The sequence below is a fragment of the Paraburkholderia translucens genome (assembly GCF_020881035.1).
GTDB classification, from domain to species: Bacteria; Pseudomonadota; Gammaproteobacteria; order Burkholderiales; family Burkholderiaceae; genus Paraburkholderia; species Paraburkholderia translucens.
Map to the genome: position 1 here is coordinate 62,946 of NZ_JAJITC010000007.1, position 14,602 is coordinate 77,547.

Below are 14,602 nucleotides of genomic sequence, written 5' to 3' on the forward strand. Positions count from 1 at the left end.
GGCGCGCCCGCCCGGCATCACTCAAAAGCCATGTTTGACGATGAGCGTCGCGCCCGTATCGTGTGAATGCAGAATCGCGACGCGCGCAGTACCGGAGAACACCCAGTCGTTGACCGTCAACGACAGGCGTCGCTGCGGTGACTGGCCAATCGACAGCACTGAGCCGTTCATCTGGACGAGCGACAATTGCGGTCCCGTGGACGGCCCCAGATGCAGAGGATTCGAAGCATCCCGCGCGGCGGCCTGTGCATCCGATTCGGACACCGGTGCGAACTGCGGTCCGGCCGAGGCCAGCGACTTCGACGTGCCGGGCCGCACATCGCGCGTCACATCCACGCTATAAAAATTCTCAATTTGCGCATAGAACGGCTTGCCCTGGTCCCGCCGATACTCCATGGCATAGCGCTGCTGCTGCTCGAGATAGTGCCGCGGCTCGGGAATCGGTGGCACCACTTCGACAGGTGATGCCACGATGTTGGCGACCATCATCTTTTCGGGCGCATCGCCGAAAGGGCCGCCCGCATACGCGTAGCTGCTCATCACGACGAATAGCGCTCCGACAATCCTTTCGATTCGGCACGTCATTGGCATGCCTCCCGTGAAGGAGTTGAAACGTCACATGACTCAGCGCCCGACTCGCACCGGACGCCTAGTAGCGTCGCTTGCATTCAGACATTGTAGTCAGTCATTTTCGAACTGGTAGGTCAATGTGTGAGCTATCTCGCGTGATGCGCGAGCGCGTGCATCTTCGCGGCTCAACGTTGAAGCGAGTTGATGCGGAATGGGCGGGAATGATTGCTGAATGCGCTCTCACCGATCGAATATCCGGCAAAAGCGACCGGCGCAAGCCCGGCAAGCCGGCCACTCGCGGCAATCAGTCCACCTGTGTCTGCCGCCCGTTGAATGACCGCGCAACGAGAGAAACGATCGTCCGAATGCGCTTTCGGCAACCGCGCAGCCCTGCGAGAACGGCATCGGGCGTGAAGCGCGCGACGAGCAGCAGCAAGGCGAGCAGCGCCGGACACCAGCGCAGATCGGTCGGCACGGGTTCGCGGCGAGCGAAGCGCGGATCGAGCAGCGCATCGCCGAACGAAGTCGCGCTCAGCAGGCGCCGATAATCGAGGCCAGTCTGCCCCGCCACCGACGCCAGATACTCACCTCTCAGTTCCGACAATTCCTCGTGCATTGTCGCCACGACGGCGGAACCCGGCACCGGCGGCGTCTGGATCACCTCATCGGCTTGCCAGTAGCCGATCCGGTTGCCTTCCGCGTCGCTCTTCGGAATGGCGGCTGGCTGGTCGCCGCCCACGCCGATCAGCCAGCCCCTGACCCGCGCGGCGTTGATGCCTTCCAGCAGCGCGCGCGCTGGCGACACCGGCGGCGCCTCTTGCCCATCGGTGACGAACGCGATGGCCGCGCCCCCGCCCACCTGCTGCGCAACGCGCACGGCCGAATAGACGCCACCTTCGGCGATGCGGCTCCAGTTGGTCCAGCGCATGCGCCCGTCGATGCCGTCGAGCGACACCAGCAGCGCGTCGTAGTTGCCGCAAACCTCGACCGGCGACATCAGCAGCAACACCCGTTGCCCCGTGAACACGCTCCAGCCCACCTTCGAGCCGCACGGCAAGCGTCCGAGCGCCTCGCGCATCGCCGCCTGGGCGAATTTGAGCCGGCTGACCGGGGCGCCGCCCTGGACCACGTCCTCGACGTCCATGCTCTGCGTGATATCGAACGTCACGATGTAGTTGAACGTGTTGCGCGGCAGCGTGAGTTCCGGCATCGCGACCGCCGCGATCAGCGCGGCGAACGCGAGCGGCGTCAACCATTGACGCAAGCGGGACAAGCCGCGCGCTTGCGAGTCGCCGCTCATGGCAGGTCCTGGCTCAGCGGGTCGCGCAGTTTGACATTGTGCTGCTCTTTCACATCGGGCCCGGCGAGCACGGACTGCGTTTCCGGCGCGAGCCACAGCGCGCGTTCGAGGTTGTAGCGCGCATCCCAATCGTCGGGCGCCGCGCGCAGCGCGAGGCGGTAGCGCGCCTTGGCCTCGCCGATCATCGCGAGAGACTGGACCGCCTGCGCGGTCGCGCCGGCGCCTTCGCGCAGGTACAGGTTGCCGAGATCGAACAGCGCCGCGCGGCCGACCTCGTCGGGCGGCCCGCCCTCGGGGATCAGGCCGTTGTAGAGCCGCGCCGCCGCGTCATAGGCGCCCGCTTTCGACAGCGCTATCGCGCGGGCCAGTTGAACCTCGCGCGCCTCGCCGCCGCCATGCGCGTCGCGCGCAGCGGCGTTGGGCGCGCTCGCCGCGAGAATGGCCTGCTCGACCCGCTCCGTTTGCTGCAAACGTACGAAGCCATACGCGGCCCAGGCAGCGCTGCAGATCGCGACCGTTCCGAACAGGGCGTGGATGAGCGCGCGCCTCATGCCCAACTCCTGACCTGCAACAGGTACAGCAGCACGAGCAGCGCCGCACAGAACAACGCGAGCGCGAAGCAGTACCGGCTCAGGTCCTGGCGAGGCAGATGCTCGATGAAGGTCGTCGATGCATTCTGCTGCCGGTTGATTTCGGCGATCGCGGCCATCATTGCCTTCGGGTCTTCGGCCTGAAACAACCGGTAAGGCGTCTCGAGCGACAGAAAGAAACGATGCAGTTGCGCCTCGGCCGAGGATTCGCTGGCGGGCAGCGTCGCGTTCAGATCGGGGCTGTACACGCTGCTGCGCAAGTAGATGAAGTAGAGCGCGATCTGGTTGCGCTGCAGTCCCGTCTGGATGCGCTGTCGCATCGTTTCGTCGAGCAGCGCGCCGCCATCCGAGACCAGCACGATCGCGCGCCGCCCCGACGACAGGCTTCCGTCGAACTGCGCGATCGCCGCGAGCATGCCGCGATCGAGCTCGGTGTCCGGCATGCCGCGGCCGATGGCCGTGGCCGCAACTCCGGCCTCGATGACGCGATGGTTGTAGGTGAACGGCATCGCCAGCACGGGGTTGGTGCCGAACATCATGAACGCGAGCCGGTCGTTGGGCCGCTGCTCGACGAAGCGCGTCAACGCGGCGCGCGCCACCTGGTTCTTGGAGTCGCCGCGCGGCGTCTCGACGCCCTTGCTGCCCATCGGCTCGTCCATGCTCGCGCTGCGGTCCATCAGGATCAGGATCTGCGCGCCGCTGCCCGTGCGCAGCACCTGCAACTGCGAGCGCCCCGGCCCCGCCAGCCCGACGACGATCGCCGCGATCGCCAGCGCCGCGCCGCCGCGTGTGAGCCAGCCGATCACGCGCCCCAGCTCGTCGGCGGGCAGCCACGCGACGCTCGAAAACACCAGCGTATCGCTGCGTCGCCGCAGCAGCGGCAGCGCGGCGAGCGGCAGCAGCACCAGCATCCACGGAAAGTCGAAATCGAGGTTCATGGTCATCGCTGATGGCGCCTCTCGGCTCGATACAGCGCGCGGCACAGCGCGTGCAGCGGAAACTCGCCGGAGGTCTCATCGGCGCTTTTGTCACCATTCGCGGCCGGATTCGGCGCGGGCCTGAAAAACCGCTCGGACGACACCTCATAGAAACGTTCGAGCTGCGCGCGCAGCGGTTGAAGATAGGGCGCGCGCGCCAGCAACGCCGGGAGCGAAGTCGCATGCACGACCTGCCCGGCAGTTTCGTTGAGCGCGCGATGCAGGCAGACCCACGCCTCGCTCGACGAAGCGGCTGGCGACTCCGGCAGCCGTTGCATCTGCCGCCATGCACGCGCGAACGGCAGCCGCGCCGACTCGCGCCGGTTGCGCGCCCACCACCAGCTCGTCCACGCGATGAGGGTTGCGAGCAGCAGGCCGAGCGCCCATGCGATCTGCTGACGCAAGCCCGCCGTGCCGGACACCGGCACCTGACGATCGGGCCGCAGCGGCTGCAGATCCCCCGTGGCGAACGCGCTCTGCGGCGTCAACGGTCCGATGCTCGCTGGCCATTCGGCGACCTGCAACTGCGTGCCCGCCGCCGAGGTCAACGTCAACGCGGGCAACGTGATCTGCGTGAGCGTCTGCGGCGCGTTGACGACCTGATAGGCGATCACCATCCACTTGCGGCCGTTGGCATCGGTTTCGAGCGTCACGGGCCGGCGTTCGAGCCACACGCCCGTGCGTCCGACCGAAGGCGGCGTCACCGCGCCGACGTCCCGGCCGTTGGCCTCCAGCAGTACGCGTTGCGTCAGCACGTCACCGAGCACATAGCCGAACGCGCGCGGCTCCTGAACGAGCGCGCTCACCACAGCGGCGCTGGCCGTCGCGCATGCGGCGCCGTATAGCGCCGCCGCGAGCAGCGCGCGATGCGTCGCCCGGCGCAGCGGCGCCCGGCAAACGTGCGCCCTCCGCGCGATGCCGCCGCGCGCGCTCATGCCGTCATCTCCAGAAAGTAGCGCGACAGCGCTTGCGGATCGAACCCGCCTTCGAGATAGAACGGCCGGATGCCGCGCGCGCCGAACAGCGCGGCGAGTTCGTCGCGACGGCGCGCGACGCCTGCGCGCCAGCGCTCGCGCGTGCCGCGGGAAAGCCACACCCGGCGCTCCTCGCCGGACTCCGCATCGTTGACGGCCAGCAGCGACGCGTGGCGCGGCGGCGTGATCTCGGCCTCGTCCCACACGACCATCGGCACCACGCACGCATGCACCAGCATGTCGAGTACCGGTGGCAGTTGCGCAAGCGGCCAGTGGAAATCGGACACGAGGAACACGAGCGCGCGGCGTCCGGCGACCCGAACCGCGCAGCGCCGCAATCCTTCGACACCAGCGCCGTCGGCCTGACTCCCGGCCGCACGAACGGCCCCGGCGTCGGCCCCGGGTGCGGCCCGGCGTTCGGCCTCATCACTCGCGCATTCACGCAGCATGCTCGCGAGCAGCGTGCCGGTACCCCGTCCCGTGCGCGCCGGCATGAACAGATCGTCGCGTTCGCCGCGATCGAAGGCCAGCATGCCGAGCCGATCGCCGACCCGGAACGCGCTGCGGCCCAGCGCTTCGACGAAATCGGCGGCGACCTGCAGCTTCGTTTGCTGCGTGCCGAACTGCATCGACGCCGACACGTCGACGATCGCCAGCACCGGCACCGCGACGCGCTGCAAATGCACCCGTACGAGCCACTCGCCGCGCGCCGCGCGCAAGCTCGCACGCAGATCGAGCCGGCGCGGGTCCGGATAGTCGAACAGGCGGCCGTGCATGGCGAACTGCTGACCGGACCCGAAGCTCGAGCCGGGATGGGAACCGGGCCGCGCGCCGGCCGCGCGCATCGGCAGACGGTAGTGGAATTCCGCGGGGCCGTTCATCGTGGTGCGCGCCGCGTTCAGCGAGGCACGGCGACGTTCGCGACGATCCGCGCGATCAGCGCTTCGGCCAGTTCCTGGCGGCGCAGCTCATAGATCGGCGTGAAGAACACGCGATGACCCAGCGCCGGCAGCAGCACTTCGTGAATGTCCTCCGGTATCAGATGCGTGCGTCCCGCGAGCCACGCGACCACGCGCGCGGCCCGCAGCAGCGCGCTCATGCCACGCGGACTCGCGCCCGCGAGAATCAGCTGCCGCATGTCGACGCCGTCGAGCGCGATACCGAACTGCAGCGGCGTTTCCGTCGCGTGCCAGATGTCGAGCACGTAGCGCTCGATCGTCCCGCTCGCCTGCACGCCCTGCTGGATCGCCGCGCCGATCCGGTTCAACTGTTCCCACGGCACGATCGACGGCGTCAGCCGCGCGAGCAGACTGTCGACGTCATGGAACATCGTGTCGAACACGAGGCTGCGCCGCGCGCCGGCGTCGGCGGGCGTCGGCATGTTCAGTTCGAACAGGAAGCGGTCGCGCGCCGCCGACGCAAGCTCGAAGGTCTCTTCCTTCTCGACCTTGTTGCGGTCGGCGAACACGGTCATGTGCGGAAAGCGGTGCTCGCGGCCGAACGCCCAGACGGAACGCTCGGCCATCGCGCGCAGCAGCAGCGATTGCACCTGCGGACGCGCGCGATTGATCTCGTTGAAGAAGAAGGTCGTCAGTTGCTCGCCGTGCCGCAGCAGCGGTCCCGGCTCGATGCGCGGCTTGCCGTCGGCATCGACGTAGGTGTGATAGATGAGATCGCCCGGCATCAGATCGATCGTGCCCTCGACGCGCTCGAAAGCGCCGCCGACCACGCGCGCGAACGCACGCAACACGGTCGTCTTGCCGACGCCGACGCCGCCTTCGAGCAGTACATGGCCACGGGCGAACAACGCGATGTTGATGAGCCTGAGCGTTTGCTGCTCGCCCACGACGACTCTCGCGACTTCGTCTTCGATCTGCTGCGCGTGAGAGCGCCAGTCCTGAAGCTGTTCGCCAGAAATCATCGGTGCAATCCCCTTTTCGTGGTGGCCGGCGTGCTATTGCGCGACGCTCGAATGTCGACGCGCTTCGAGACTCGCCAGCCTTCCGTTCAAGCACGGTTTATGCCGATCGTGCTCACGGGACGGACGAGTTAAATCGAATGCGAAAAGTTGTCAGCCTGTCACGATCGCCGGGTACACACTGTGCCATCGGCAGTGTCGGCCGCCTGCGCACCGAGGCCTGTCCGCCACATCCGGCCGGGTTCGTCAGGACACGGCGCGCTTCGTTTCGATCGTAGCGACGAATCGCGCGATGAGCCGCGCCACCTCGGCCGGCGCCTCCAGCGGCGACAAGTGTCCCGTTGCGGGCAGGACGTGCATCGCCGCATGCGGGATGCGCGGCAACAGCTCTGCCTGCAGTGTTGCGACGCGATCCACCTGGTCGAGCTCGCCGGAGATGACGATGGTCGGCGCGTCGACCGACGCCGCCGCCGCTGTAATGTCTTCGCGCATGGCCACGTCAGGCCAGCCCGCCTTGGCCTGCGGCGCGCCCCGCAGACTGTCTTCGATGACCTGCTCGCGGCGAGCGGCGTCGAGCGGTCTCGCGGTCAATACGTGATCGATGACGAATTCCACCGATTCGCGCGTTTGATAGGCGCCGGTCAACGTCGCACGTTCGGCGTCGGAAAGGAGCATCGGCGACGGCGGCGACGGCGCGACGAGCACAAGACCTTCGAGGCCGTCCGGCCGGCGCGATGCGATTAGTTGAGCGACCTTCCCGCCCATCGAATGACCGATCAGAACGTAGCGCCGCAGCCCCAGTGCTTCGATAACGCCTTCGGCGTCGGCCGCGAGATCGGCAATGCGGTAGCCGTCGGCGGGCGCCTCGGAGTCGCCCCAGCCGCGGTGATCGGTGGCGACGATCCGATACCGGTCGGCCAGTTGGTCGGCTACCGCGTCCCACGTGCGCGCCGAGCCGCCGTAGTAGTGGAGGAACACCAGCGTCAACTCGCCATTGCCCCGCTGCGTGACGTGAATCCGCGTGCCGTTCGACTCGATTACCATTTTTGCGCTCCTTGTCCGTTGGCTGATTACCCGCATAGTAGATTCGATTCCCCAGCTTGATAATTGCCGGACCAGTTTGTTCAGTCGATAATCTGATTATCGAATCGGAGGGCAACATGGACCGACTGACGAGCCTCGGCGTATTCGTCGCCGCTGTGGAGGAAGGCAGCCTCGCCGCGGCGGCGCGCCGCTTCGGGCTGTCGGCAGCGATGGCCGGCAAGCACGTGAGTGCCATCGAGGCCGAACTGAATGCACGGCTACTCCACCGCACCACGCGGCGTTTGAGTCTGACCGATACCGGCCAGACTTACTACGAGCGCTGCAAGCGGATTCTGGAAGCCTTCGACGAAGCGAAGCGGGAAGCGAGCGATTCGCAAGGCACGGCGCGCGGCGTGTTGCGCATCGCGGCGCCCGTCACGTTCGGTGCGATGCACCTGGGCGAGGTCGTGGCGCGCTACATGGAGGACCATCCGCAGGTCAACGTGGAAGTGCAGCTCGCAGACCGCTATGTCGATCTCATCGATGCAGGCGTTGACGTCGCAATCCGGATCGGACGGCTGGAGGATCCCGGACTTGTGACGCGCAAGCTCGCGCCGTGCCGAATGGTCGTGTGTGCTTCTCCCGCCTACCTCGAGCGCCACGGAACGCCGCGCAAGCCGGAGGAATTGCTGAGCGCGCAACGACTGGCTTTCAGCGAGGCCGTGTCGGCCGGAGACTGGACATTCCGCGACCGCAAGAACCGCGCGCACGTCATCGACGGACCCTGCCGGATGACGGCCAACAATACCCAGATGCTGCTCGCCGCCGCTATTGCCGGAGCGGGCATTGTGTACGGCCCGACCTTCGTGTTCGGCGCGCACATCCGGCGCGGCGAACTTGTGGAGCTGCTGCCGGCCTATCGCGCCGCTGACCTGACGATTCAGGCGGTTTATCCGAGCGCGCGGCGCATACCGCTCAAAGTGCGCCGGTTTATCGATTACCTCGCCGAAACGTTCGGCGATGAACCGCCTTGGGATCGCAAGGAGATGTCACCCGTACACGCAACGGCTGGAACGTGACAGGCTTCGATGGTGCTGTGCGCCCGGTTGTTTCACAGTGTCGAGTCTCGATCCGTGCGAAGGGTGAACCCAAGCCGTTGACATGCGCATCATGTGTTTATCACGCCTCGAGCCTCGCCCTTATATGCTTCGTATCCCGCTTGGGTGGCGCACCAAACATGCGCGCATATTCGCGACTGAATTGCGATGCGCTTTCGTAGCCGACTGCAAATGCGGCCGCTTCGACCCCTATCGAGTGCGACAACATCAACCGTCGGGCCTCGAGAAGACGAAGCTGCTTCTGATACTGAACAGGTGTCAGCGAAGTCAGTGCCTTGAACTGGCGGTGAAAAGCGGAGCGACTAAGTTGCGCGACCGAAGCGAGTTCGTCGACGTGGACAGGGTCGGCATAGCGCTGCCGCAGGGATCGGATTGCTTGCATGACACGCTGGGATGGACTGTCTGCGAGGGCGAATCTCGCCATTTCACCGCCATGAGGACCAGCGAGAAGCCAGTAGCACATCTCGCGGATTACCAGAGGCGCGATCGGCGGGATCGCGTTTGGCGTGTCGAGCAGACGAACGAGTCGCAGGGCGCAGTCCGCTAGCGGCCCATCGAAATCGGTCACGAAAACACCGCGGCAGTTCCCCACAACGGCTTGGGGCGGACTTGCCATCTGTTCGACGACACTGCGCATCATGCTCAGATCGAGTTCGACAATCAGTACGAGGCAGGGCCGGTCAGGCCGCGCTTCGAAGACGCGCCCGAGCGAAGGCGCCTCCACACCGACGACGAGGGCCTGGCCCGCCCTGTATTCAAGTCGACTTCCACCGAATGTCGCCCACTTTGCGCCTTGAACGACGATACACATGGACGGGCTCGCGAGTCGCTAGGACGGTGGCTTGGGATTGTCAGAACGCAGGATGTGGACGCCGTCGATTGCCGTCGCGTATGGACTCGGGCCCGGCTGACGCAAGGTATAACGCAGAATCGCTTCGGCCAACGGATCGGACATAGGTTCGGCACTTTCCAATGAACTCGGTCGAGCATACTCCGCCGGAGCACGATTAGGCAAAAACCAGCCCGGTTCCGGCATTCAACATGTCGCCCTCACCTCCATACAATCGGTTCATACCCACCATGTTGCGAGAGGAAAACATGTCACGAACCACCCAGGACGTTGCCAACAAGGTAGCGATCGTCACCGGCGGAAGCCGCGGTATTGGTCGCGATACCGTGTTGCGACTTGCGGCGCGAGGCGTGCGCACGATTTTCACATTCAAGTCGAACCGGGCAGAAGCGGAGTCGGTTGTTGCCTTGACGACCGAGGCGGGTGCGCCCGGCATCGCGCTTGAACTCGACACTGGCGTAGCCAGTTCATTCGACGGCTTCGTTGCGCGCGTACGCGAAGCACTCGGCACGATGGGCGCCGAACGCTTCGACTTTCTGGTCAACAACGCCGGCATCTCGTCCACCGCCAGCTTCACCGAGGGTACGGAAGACGAGCTCGACGCTCAATTCGCCGTGCATTTCAAGGGGGTCTTTCTGCTGTCGCAGAAGCTGCTTCCGCTCATCCGCGACGGTGGACGGATTGTGAACGTCTCGTCCGGGCTTGCCCGATTCGCCTTCCCTAACAGAGCGGTCTACGGTCCGATGAAGGCCGCCGTCGAAGCACTCACGCGTTACATGGCGCTCGAGTTGGGACCGCGCCGCATCGCAGTCAATGTTGTCGCACCCGGTGCGATCGCCACTGATTTCAGCGGCGGTATCGTCCGCGACAATCCGCAGGTCAACAAGACGGTCGCCGACCACACGGCGCTCGGCCGTGCCGGCCTTCCTCAGGACGTCGGTCCCGTCATTGCCGGGCTGCTTTCGGATGAGTTCGGATGGGTCAATGCGCAGCGCATCGAGGTCGCAGGGGGTATCCACATTTGATGCGCGGCGTCGTTACGTCCAATCCCAAGCATCGGGTAGGCGACAGCACCATCGGCATCCGAAGCGAACGGCCGCCTCGCGCCGTGATGCGGCCGTTCTTGGCAGCAGCTGTCACGTTAGGTAGATCGTTAGGATTCAGCCAGTCATCTGAACGGTCAGACGAGCCATGTTTTGATAGACGCGGCCATCTTCCCCGTCGAAATCCCGTAGCGGTCGTGCAGCGTTGGCAACGCGCCCGCGTCGAGAAACTCGTCAGGCAGTGCGATCTGCCGGAACGGCGGCGTCACGCCCGCGCCGAGCAGCGTGCGTGCCACGGCTTCGCCGAGTCCACCTATAACCGTATGGTTTTCCGCGGCGATCACCATGCGGCCGTTGCGCTTCGCTTCGTGCAGGATCGTGGCGGTATCGAGCGGTTTGATGGTCGGCACGTGCAGTACACCTACGCCGACGTTGTCCGCCTCCAGCGCTCTCGCGACTTCCAGGGAGCGCATCGTCATGATCCCGGATGAGATTAGCAGCACGTCGTTGCCGTCGCGCAGCAGCTTCGCCTTCCCGAGTTCGAACTTGTAGTCGTATTCGTCGAGAACGGCGGGCACGTTGCCGCGTAACAGGCGCGCGTAGACGGGGCCTTGGTGTGCGGCGATGGCCGGCACCATCTGCTCGATGTCGAGCGCGTCGCACGGATCGATCACCGTCATGTTCGGCATCGCGCGCATCAGCGCGAGGTCTTCGGCAGCCTGGTGGCTCGGGCCATAGCCTGTCGTGAGACCTGGCAGTGCTGCCACAATTTTCACGTCGAGGTTGTCCTCAGCGATTGCCTGATGGATAAAGTCATAGGCGCGGCGCGTGGCGAACACCGCATAGGTTGTCACGAACGGCTGTGCGCCTTCATGCGCGAAGCCTGCCGCGGCGCCCATCAGCAACTGTTCGGCCATGCCCATCTGGTAATAGCGCTCGGGGAATTCCTTCGCGAAGATGTGCAGATCGGTGTATTTGCCGAGGTCTGCTGTCATACCGATCACGCCGGTCTTTGTGCGTGCGAGTTCGGCAAGCGCGTGGCCGAACGGCGCGGAACGTGTAATCTGGCCCTCTCCGGCGATCGACGCGATCATCGCCGATGTTTTCAGGCGCGGCTTTTTCTCAACTGTGTTCATGCTGTTCTCCCTGCTTCAAGTGCTTCGAGCGCGAGTTGCCACTCGTGCGCATCGACGCGGATAAAGTGGTTCTTTTCGCGGTGTTCGAGGAACGGCACGCCGCAGCCCATCTTCGTATCGCATACGATGATGCGCGGTTGCGGTTTGTCGTGATTGCGGGCGTTATCGAAAGCCACCTTCACGGCATCGATGTCGTTGCCGTTCACACGCTGCGTATACGAGCCGAATGCCTCGAGTTTCTCGACGAGCGGCTCGAACGCCATGATTTGCGTGGACGGACCGTCGGCCTGCTGGTTGTTTACATCGACCATCGCGATCAGGTTGTCGAGCTTCCAGTGCGCAGCGGACATCAGGCCTTCCCAGATCGCGCCTTCGTCGAGTTCCCCATCGGAGAAGAGCGTATAGACGAACGCGCTCGACCCTCTGCGCTTGAGCCCGAGGCAGCGGCCCACGGCAATCGTCAGGCCGTGGCCGAGGGAGCCACCCGACATCTCCATCCCCGGTGTATAGCTTGCCATGCCGGACATGGGCAGACGGCTGTCATCGCTGCCGTAGGTTTCAAGTTCTTCTGCGGGCAGGATGCCGGCTTCGAACAGCGCGGCATAAAGCGCAATCGCATAGTGACCATTGGACAGCAGGAAGCGGTCGCGATCTTCCCATTCGGGATCGTGCGGGCGGTAACGCATTGCGCCAAAGTACGCCACGGCAAGTACGTCCGCGATGTCGAGCGCCTGGCCAATATAGCCCTGGCCCTGTACTTCGCCCATCAGCAGCGCGTTTCTCCTGATCCGGTACGCGCGCTCAGCGAGCGAGACGTCCTCGGTAATGATTTCGGTGTCCATGTACTGCTCCTTTAATATCGAGAGAATCCTGAAACCGTCAGCGGTTGACGGACCTGGCCGGGACGAGGAACACGAGCGCGGCACCCAGCGTCACCGCCGCGGAGATAAAGATGAGGCCCGCAGTCGATTTGCCAGTCAGATCGTTTAGCCAGCCGACGATGGCGGGCGAGAAAAATCCAGCCAGATTGGCGAAACAGTTCACAGCGGCGATGCCCGCAGCGGCCGATATTCCGCCAAGCAGTGAAGTCGGCAACGACCAGAACTGCGAAGACGATGCGAGGATGCCTGCGGCAGCAACACTCAGGCAGGTAATCGATGCCGGGACGCTGCCCAGCGCAGGCAAGGCCGCGAATCCCGCTGCTGCAATCAGCATCGGAATTGCGAGGTGGAAGCGGCGTTCACGTCGGCGGTCTGCGCTCATGCCGATCAGCGGCAGCGCGATGAGCGCGCACAGGTATGGAATCGCGGTGAAAATGCCGACCCACAATGGGTCCGATACACCTGCTTTGCGCACGATAGTGGGCAGCCAGAAGGTCAGACCATACTGGCCGAGCACGACGCAGAAGTAGATCGCGGCCATCAGCCAAAGGCGGCGGTCGCCGATGAACGCCCTGATCGAGACGTGAGCCGTCTTGTGCGCATTGTCTCCAGCGACATTGCGGGCGAGGAGTGCCTTTTCGGAGTCGGTGAGCCACTTTGCCTTGACGATGCTGTCATCGAGGTACAGCAGGATCGCGATGCCAAGCACGAGGGATGGCACGGCTTCGAGCAGGAACAGCCACTTCCATCCCGCCATCGACATTGCGCCTTGGAGCGAATGCATGATCGCACCCGACAGAGGGCCGCCAATGATGCCTGCCAGCGGAATCGCCATGAAGAACAGAGACAACGCTTTTGCGCGGCGCGCCGAGGGAAACCAGTAGGTCAGGTACAGGATCACGCCCGGCGCAAATCCCGCTTCGGCCACCCCGAGCAAAAACCGCAGCATGTAAAAGACGGTGGGCGATTTGACGAACACGAAGCTCGCGGAGATAGCCGCCCACGTAAGCATGATCCGCGCAAGCCACTTGCGTGCTCCGACCCTGTGAAGAATGAGATTGCTTGGCACTTCGAACAGAAAGTAGCCGAGAAAGAAGATGCCTGCGCCCACGCCGTAGACGGTCTCGCTGAAGCGCAGATCGCTGAGCATCTGCAGTTTCGCAAAGCCCACGTTGACGCGATCGAGATACGCGCCCAGGTAGCACAGCATAAGAAACGGAATCAAGCGGCGGCTGACTTTCGCGTAGGTTTTGGCCTCGAATGTCGGCGAGTCGACGCGCGGGATCGCATCGGCCGCAACGGCCGGTGCGCTGTATCTGGATTTCATGTGTCTGTCTCCTGCCACGGCCCCGGTTGGTCCCGGGCGCATCGGGATGCCGCGCACGCGCGGCGCTGTCGTTAGTGAATCAGCATGCCGCCGTTCACGTCGAGTGTGATGCCCGTCAGGTAGGTCGAAAGATCACTGACCAGAAAGAGGCAGGCGTTCGCGACATCAGCGGCGTCACCGAGCCGCCCCAGGGGGATGCCCTTGATAATGTCGGCGCGCATGTCGGGCGTCAGTTTGTCGCCCGTAATGTCCGTCTGAATGAGTCCAGGCGTGATGGAGTTGACACGGATGCGATCCGCGCCGAACTCGCGCGCCATGGCTTTTGCGAGCCCGAGCACACCCGCTTTGGCGGCGCTGTAGTGCGGCCCGCCGAAGATGCCGCCGCCGCGTTGCGCGGAAACGGACGACATGCAAACGATGCTGCCGCCGTTTTGCGCCTTCATTGCGGGAATCACCGCCTGCGACATATAGAGGGAGCCGCGCAGATTGACGTCGACGATTGCGTCGAAATCTTTGCCGCCGATTTCGAGCGTGCGGACCGGCTGCGTGATGCCCGCATTGTTGATGAGTCCGTCGATGCGGCCGTACCGTTCGAGCGTCGCATGCGCAGCGGCTACACAAGCGTCTTTGTCGGTGACATCGCAGGCGAGGCCGAGATGTTCAGGGCCGAGATCGGCCGCGGCAGCTTGCGCGTCTTCCTTGCGCAGGTCGAGGATCACGACACGCGCGCCCTCTGCGGCCAGCGCCTTTGCGGTCGCTTTGCCGATGCCACGGGGCGATGCCGCGCCCGTCACTACGACAATCTTGTTCTCGAGCAGCATTGCTTGTCTCCTGAGTGTTGATTGGTGCCTGTAGTGTCGACGGACAGGGCAACGGCATCAACGCAGAAACGTTC

Annotated in this window: 15 protein-coding genes; 2 read left to right on the plus strand and 13 right to left on the minus strand. The window is 64.6% G+C overall.

The window, feature by feature from the left end:
- Positions 1-21: 21 nt before the first annotated feature.
- The 8 genes from LJ655_RS14680 to LJ655_RS14715 all read right to left on the minus strand — a co-directional run bounded on the left by LJ655_RS14680 (position 22) and on the right by LJ655_RS14715 (position 7,373).
- Entirely contained in the window at positions 22-585 is a 564-nt protein-coding gene (locus tag LJ655_RS14680) for a hypothetical protein (RefSeq protein WP_230561977.1), read from the minus strand.
- Positions 586-874: 289 nt separating this feature from the next.
- Positions 875-1,870, minus strand: coding sequence for a vWA domain-containing protein (locus LJ655_RS14685; RefSeq protein ID WP_230561978.1), 996 nt, complete (start codon positions 1,868-1,870; stop codon positions 875-877).
- A complete protein-coding gene (locus LJ655_RS14690) occupies positions 1,867-2,421 on the minus strand; it encodes a tetratricopeptide repeat protein (RefSeq protein WP_230561979.1) in 555 nt (184 codons plus the stop codon). The genes LJ655_RS14685 and LJ655_RS14690 overlap by 4 nt, the downstream gene beginning before the upstream one ends.
- Positions 2,418-3,404, minus strand: a complete 987-nt coding sequence (locus LJ655_RS14695) for a vWA domain-containing protein (protein ID WP_230561980.1) — start codon at positions 3,402-3,404, stop codon at positions 2,418-2,420. The genes LJ655_RS14690 and LJ655_RS14695 overlap by 4 nt, the downstream gene beginning before the upstream one ends.
- A complete protein-coding gene (locus tag LJ655_RS14700; RefSeq protein WP_230561981.1) occupies positions 3,401-4,372 on the minus strand; it encodes a calcium incorporation protein MxaA in 972 nt (323 codons plus the stop codon). The genes LJ655_RS14695 and LJ655_RS14700 overlap by 4 nt, the downstream gene beginning before the upstream one ends.
- On the minus strand, positions 4,369-5,292 hold the full coding sequence (locus tag LJ655_RS14705) for a DUF58 domain-containing protein (RefSeq protein ID WP_230561982.1): 924 nt from the start codon (positions 5,290-5,292) through the stop codon (positions 4,369-4,371). The genes LJ655_RS14700 and LJ655_RS14705 overlap by 4 nt, the downstream gene beginning before the upstream one ends.
- 17 nt (positions 5,293-5,309) lie before the next feature.
- On the minus strand, positions 5,310-6,332 hold the full coding sequence (locus LJ655_RS14710; RefSeq protein ID WP_230561983.1) for an AAA family ATPase: 1,023 nt from the start codon (positions 6,330-6,332) through the stop codon (positions 5,310-5,312).
- 243 nt (positions 6,333-6,575) lie between these two features.
- A complete protein-coding gene (locus LJ655_RS14715) occupies positions 6,576-7,373 on the minus strand; it encodes an alpha/beta fold hydrolase (RefSeq protein WP_230561984.1) in 798 nt (265 codons plus the stop codon).
- A gap of 116 nt (positions 7,374-7,489) precedes the next feature.
- On the opposite strand from LJ655_RS14715, the gene LJ655_RS14720 reads away from it, so the two are divergent.
- Complete coding sequence (locus tag LJ655_RS14720; RefSeq protein ID WP_230561985.1) at positions 7,490-8,431, plus strand: LysR family transcriptional regulator; 942 nt, start codon at positions 7,490-7,492, stop codon at positions 8,429-8,431.
- A gap of 100 nt (positions 8,432-8,531) precedes the next feature.
- On the opposite strand, the gene LJ655_RS14725 is transcribed toward LJ655_RS14720, so the two are convergent.
- Positions 8,532-9,281 (minus strand): AraC family transcriptional regulator, encoded by a 750-nt coding sequence (locus LJ655_RS14725; protein WP_230561986.1) that lies wholly within the window; start codon positions 9,279-9,281, stop codon positions 8,532-8,534.
- A gap of 287 nt (positions 9,282-9,568) precedes the next feature.
- Between LJ655_RS14725 and LJ655_RS14730 the strand changes: the two genes are divergently transcribed.
- Positions 9,569-10,345 (plus strand): SDR family NAD(P)-dependent oxidoreductase, encoded by a 777-nt coding sequence (locus LJ655_RS14730; RefSeq protein WP_230562236.1) that lies wholly within the window; start codon positions 9,569-9,571, stop codon positions 10,343-10,345.
- A gap of 155 nt (positions 10,346-10,500) precedes the next feature.
- On the opposite strand, the gene LJ655_RS14735 is transcribed toward LJ655_RS14730, so the two are convergent.
- The 4 genes from LJ655_RS14735 to LJ655_RS14750 all read right to left on the minus strand — a co-directional run bounded on the left by LJ655_RS14735 (position 10,501) and on the right by LJ655_RS14750 (position 14,528).
- Complete coding sequence (locus LJ655_RS14735) at positions 10,501-11,499, minus strand: transketolase family protein (RefSeq protein WP_230561987.1); 999 nt, start codon at positions 11,497-11,499, stop codon at positions 10,501-10,503.
- On the minus strand, positions 11,496-12,341 hold the full coding sequence (locus LJ655_RS14740) for a transketolase (RefSeq protein WP_230561988.1): 846 nt from the start codon (positions 12,339-12,341) through the stop codon (positions 11,496-11,498). Before LJ655_RS14740 ends, LJ655_RS14735 begins: the two co-directional genes overlap by 4 nt.
- 37 nt (positions 12,342-12,378) lie before the next feature.
- On the minus strand, positions 12,379-13,707 hold the full coding sequence (locus LJ655_RS14745; RefSeq protein ID WP_230561989.1) for an MFS transporter: 1,329 nt from the start codon (positions 13,705-13,707) through the stop codon (positions 12,379-12,381).
- Between the two features lie 71 nt (positions 13,708-13,778).
- Positions 13,779-14,528, minus strand: a complete 750-nt coding sequence (locus LJ655_RS14750) for an SDR family NAD(P)-dependent oxidoreductase (protein WP_230561990.1) — start codon at positions 14,526-14,528, stop codon at positions 13,779-13,781.
- Positions 14,529-14,602: the final 74 nt, after the last annotated feature.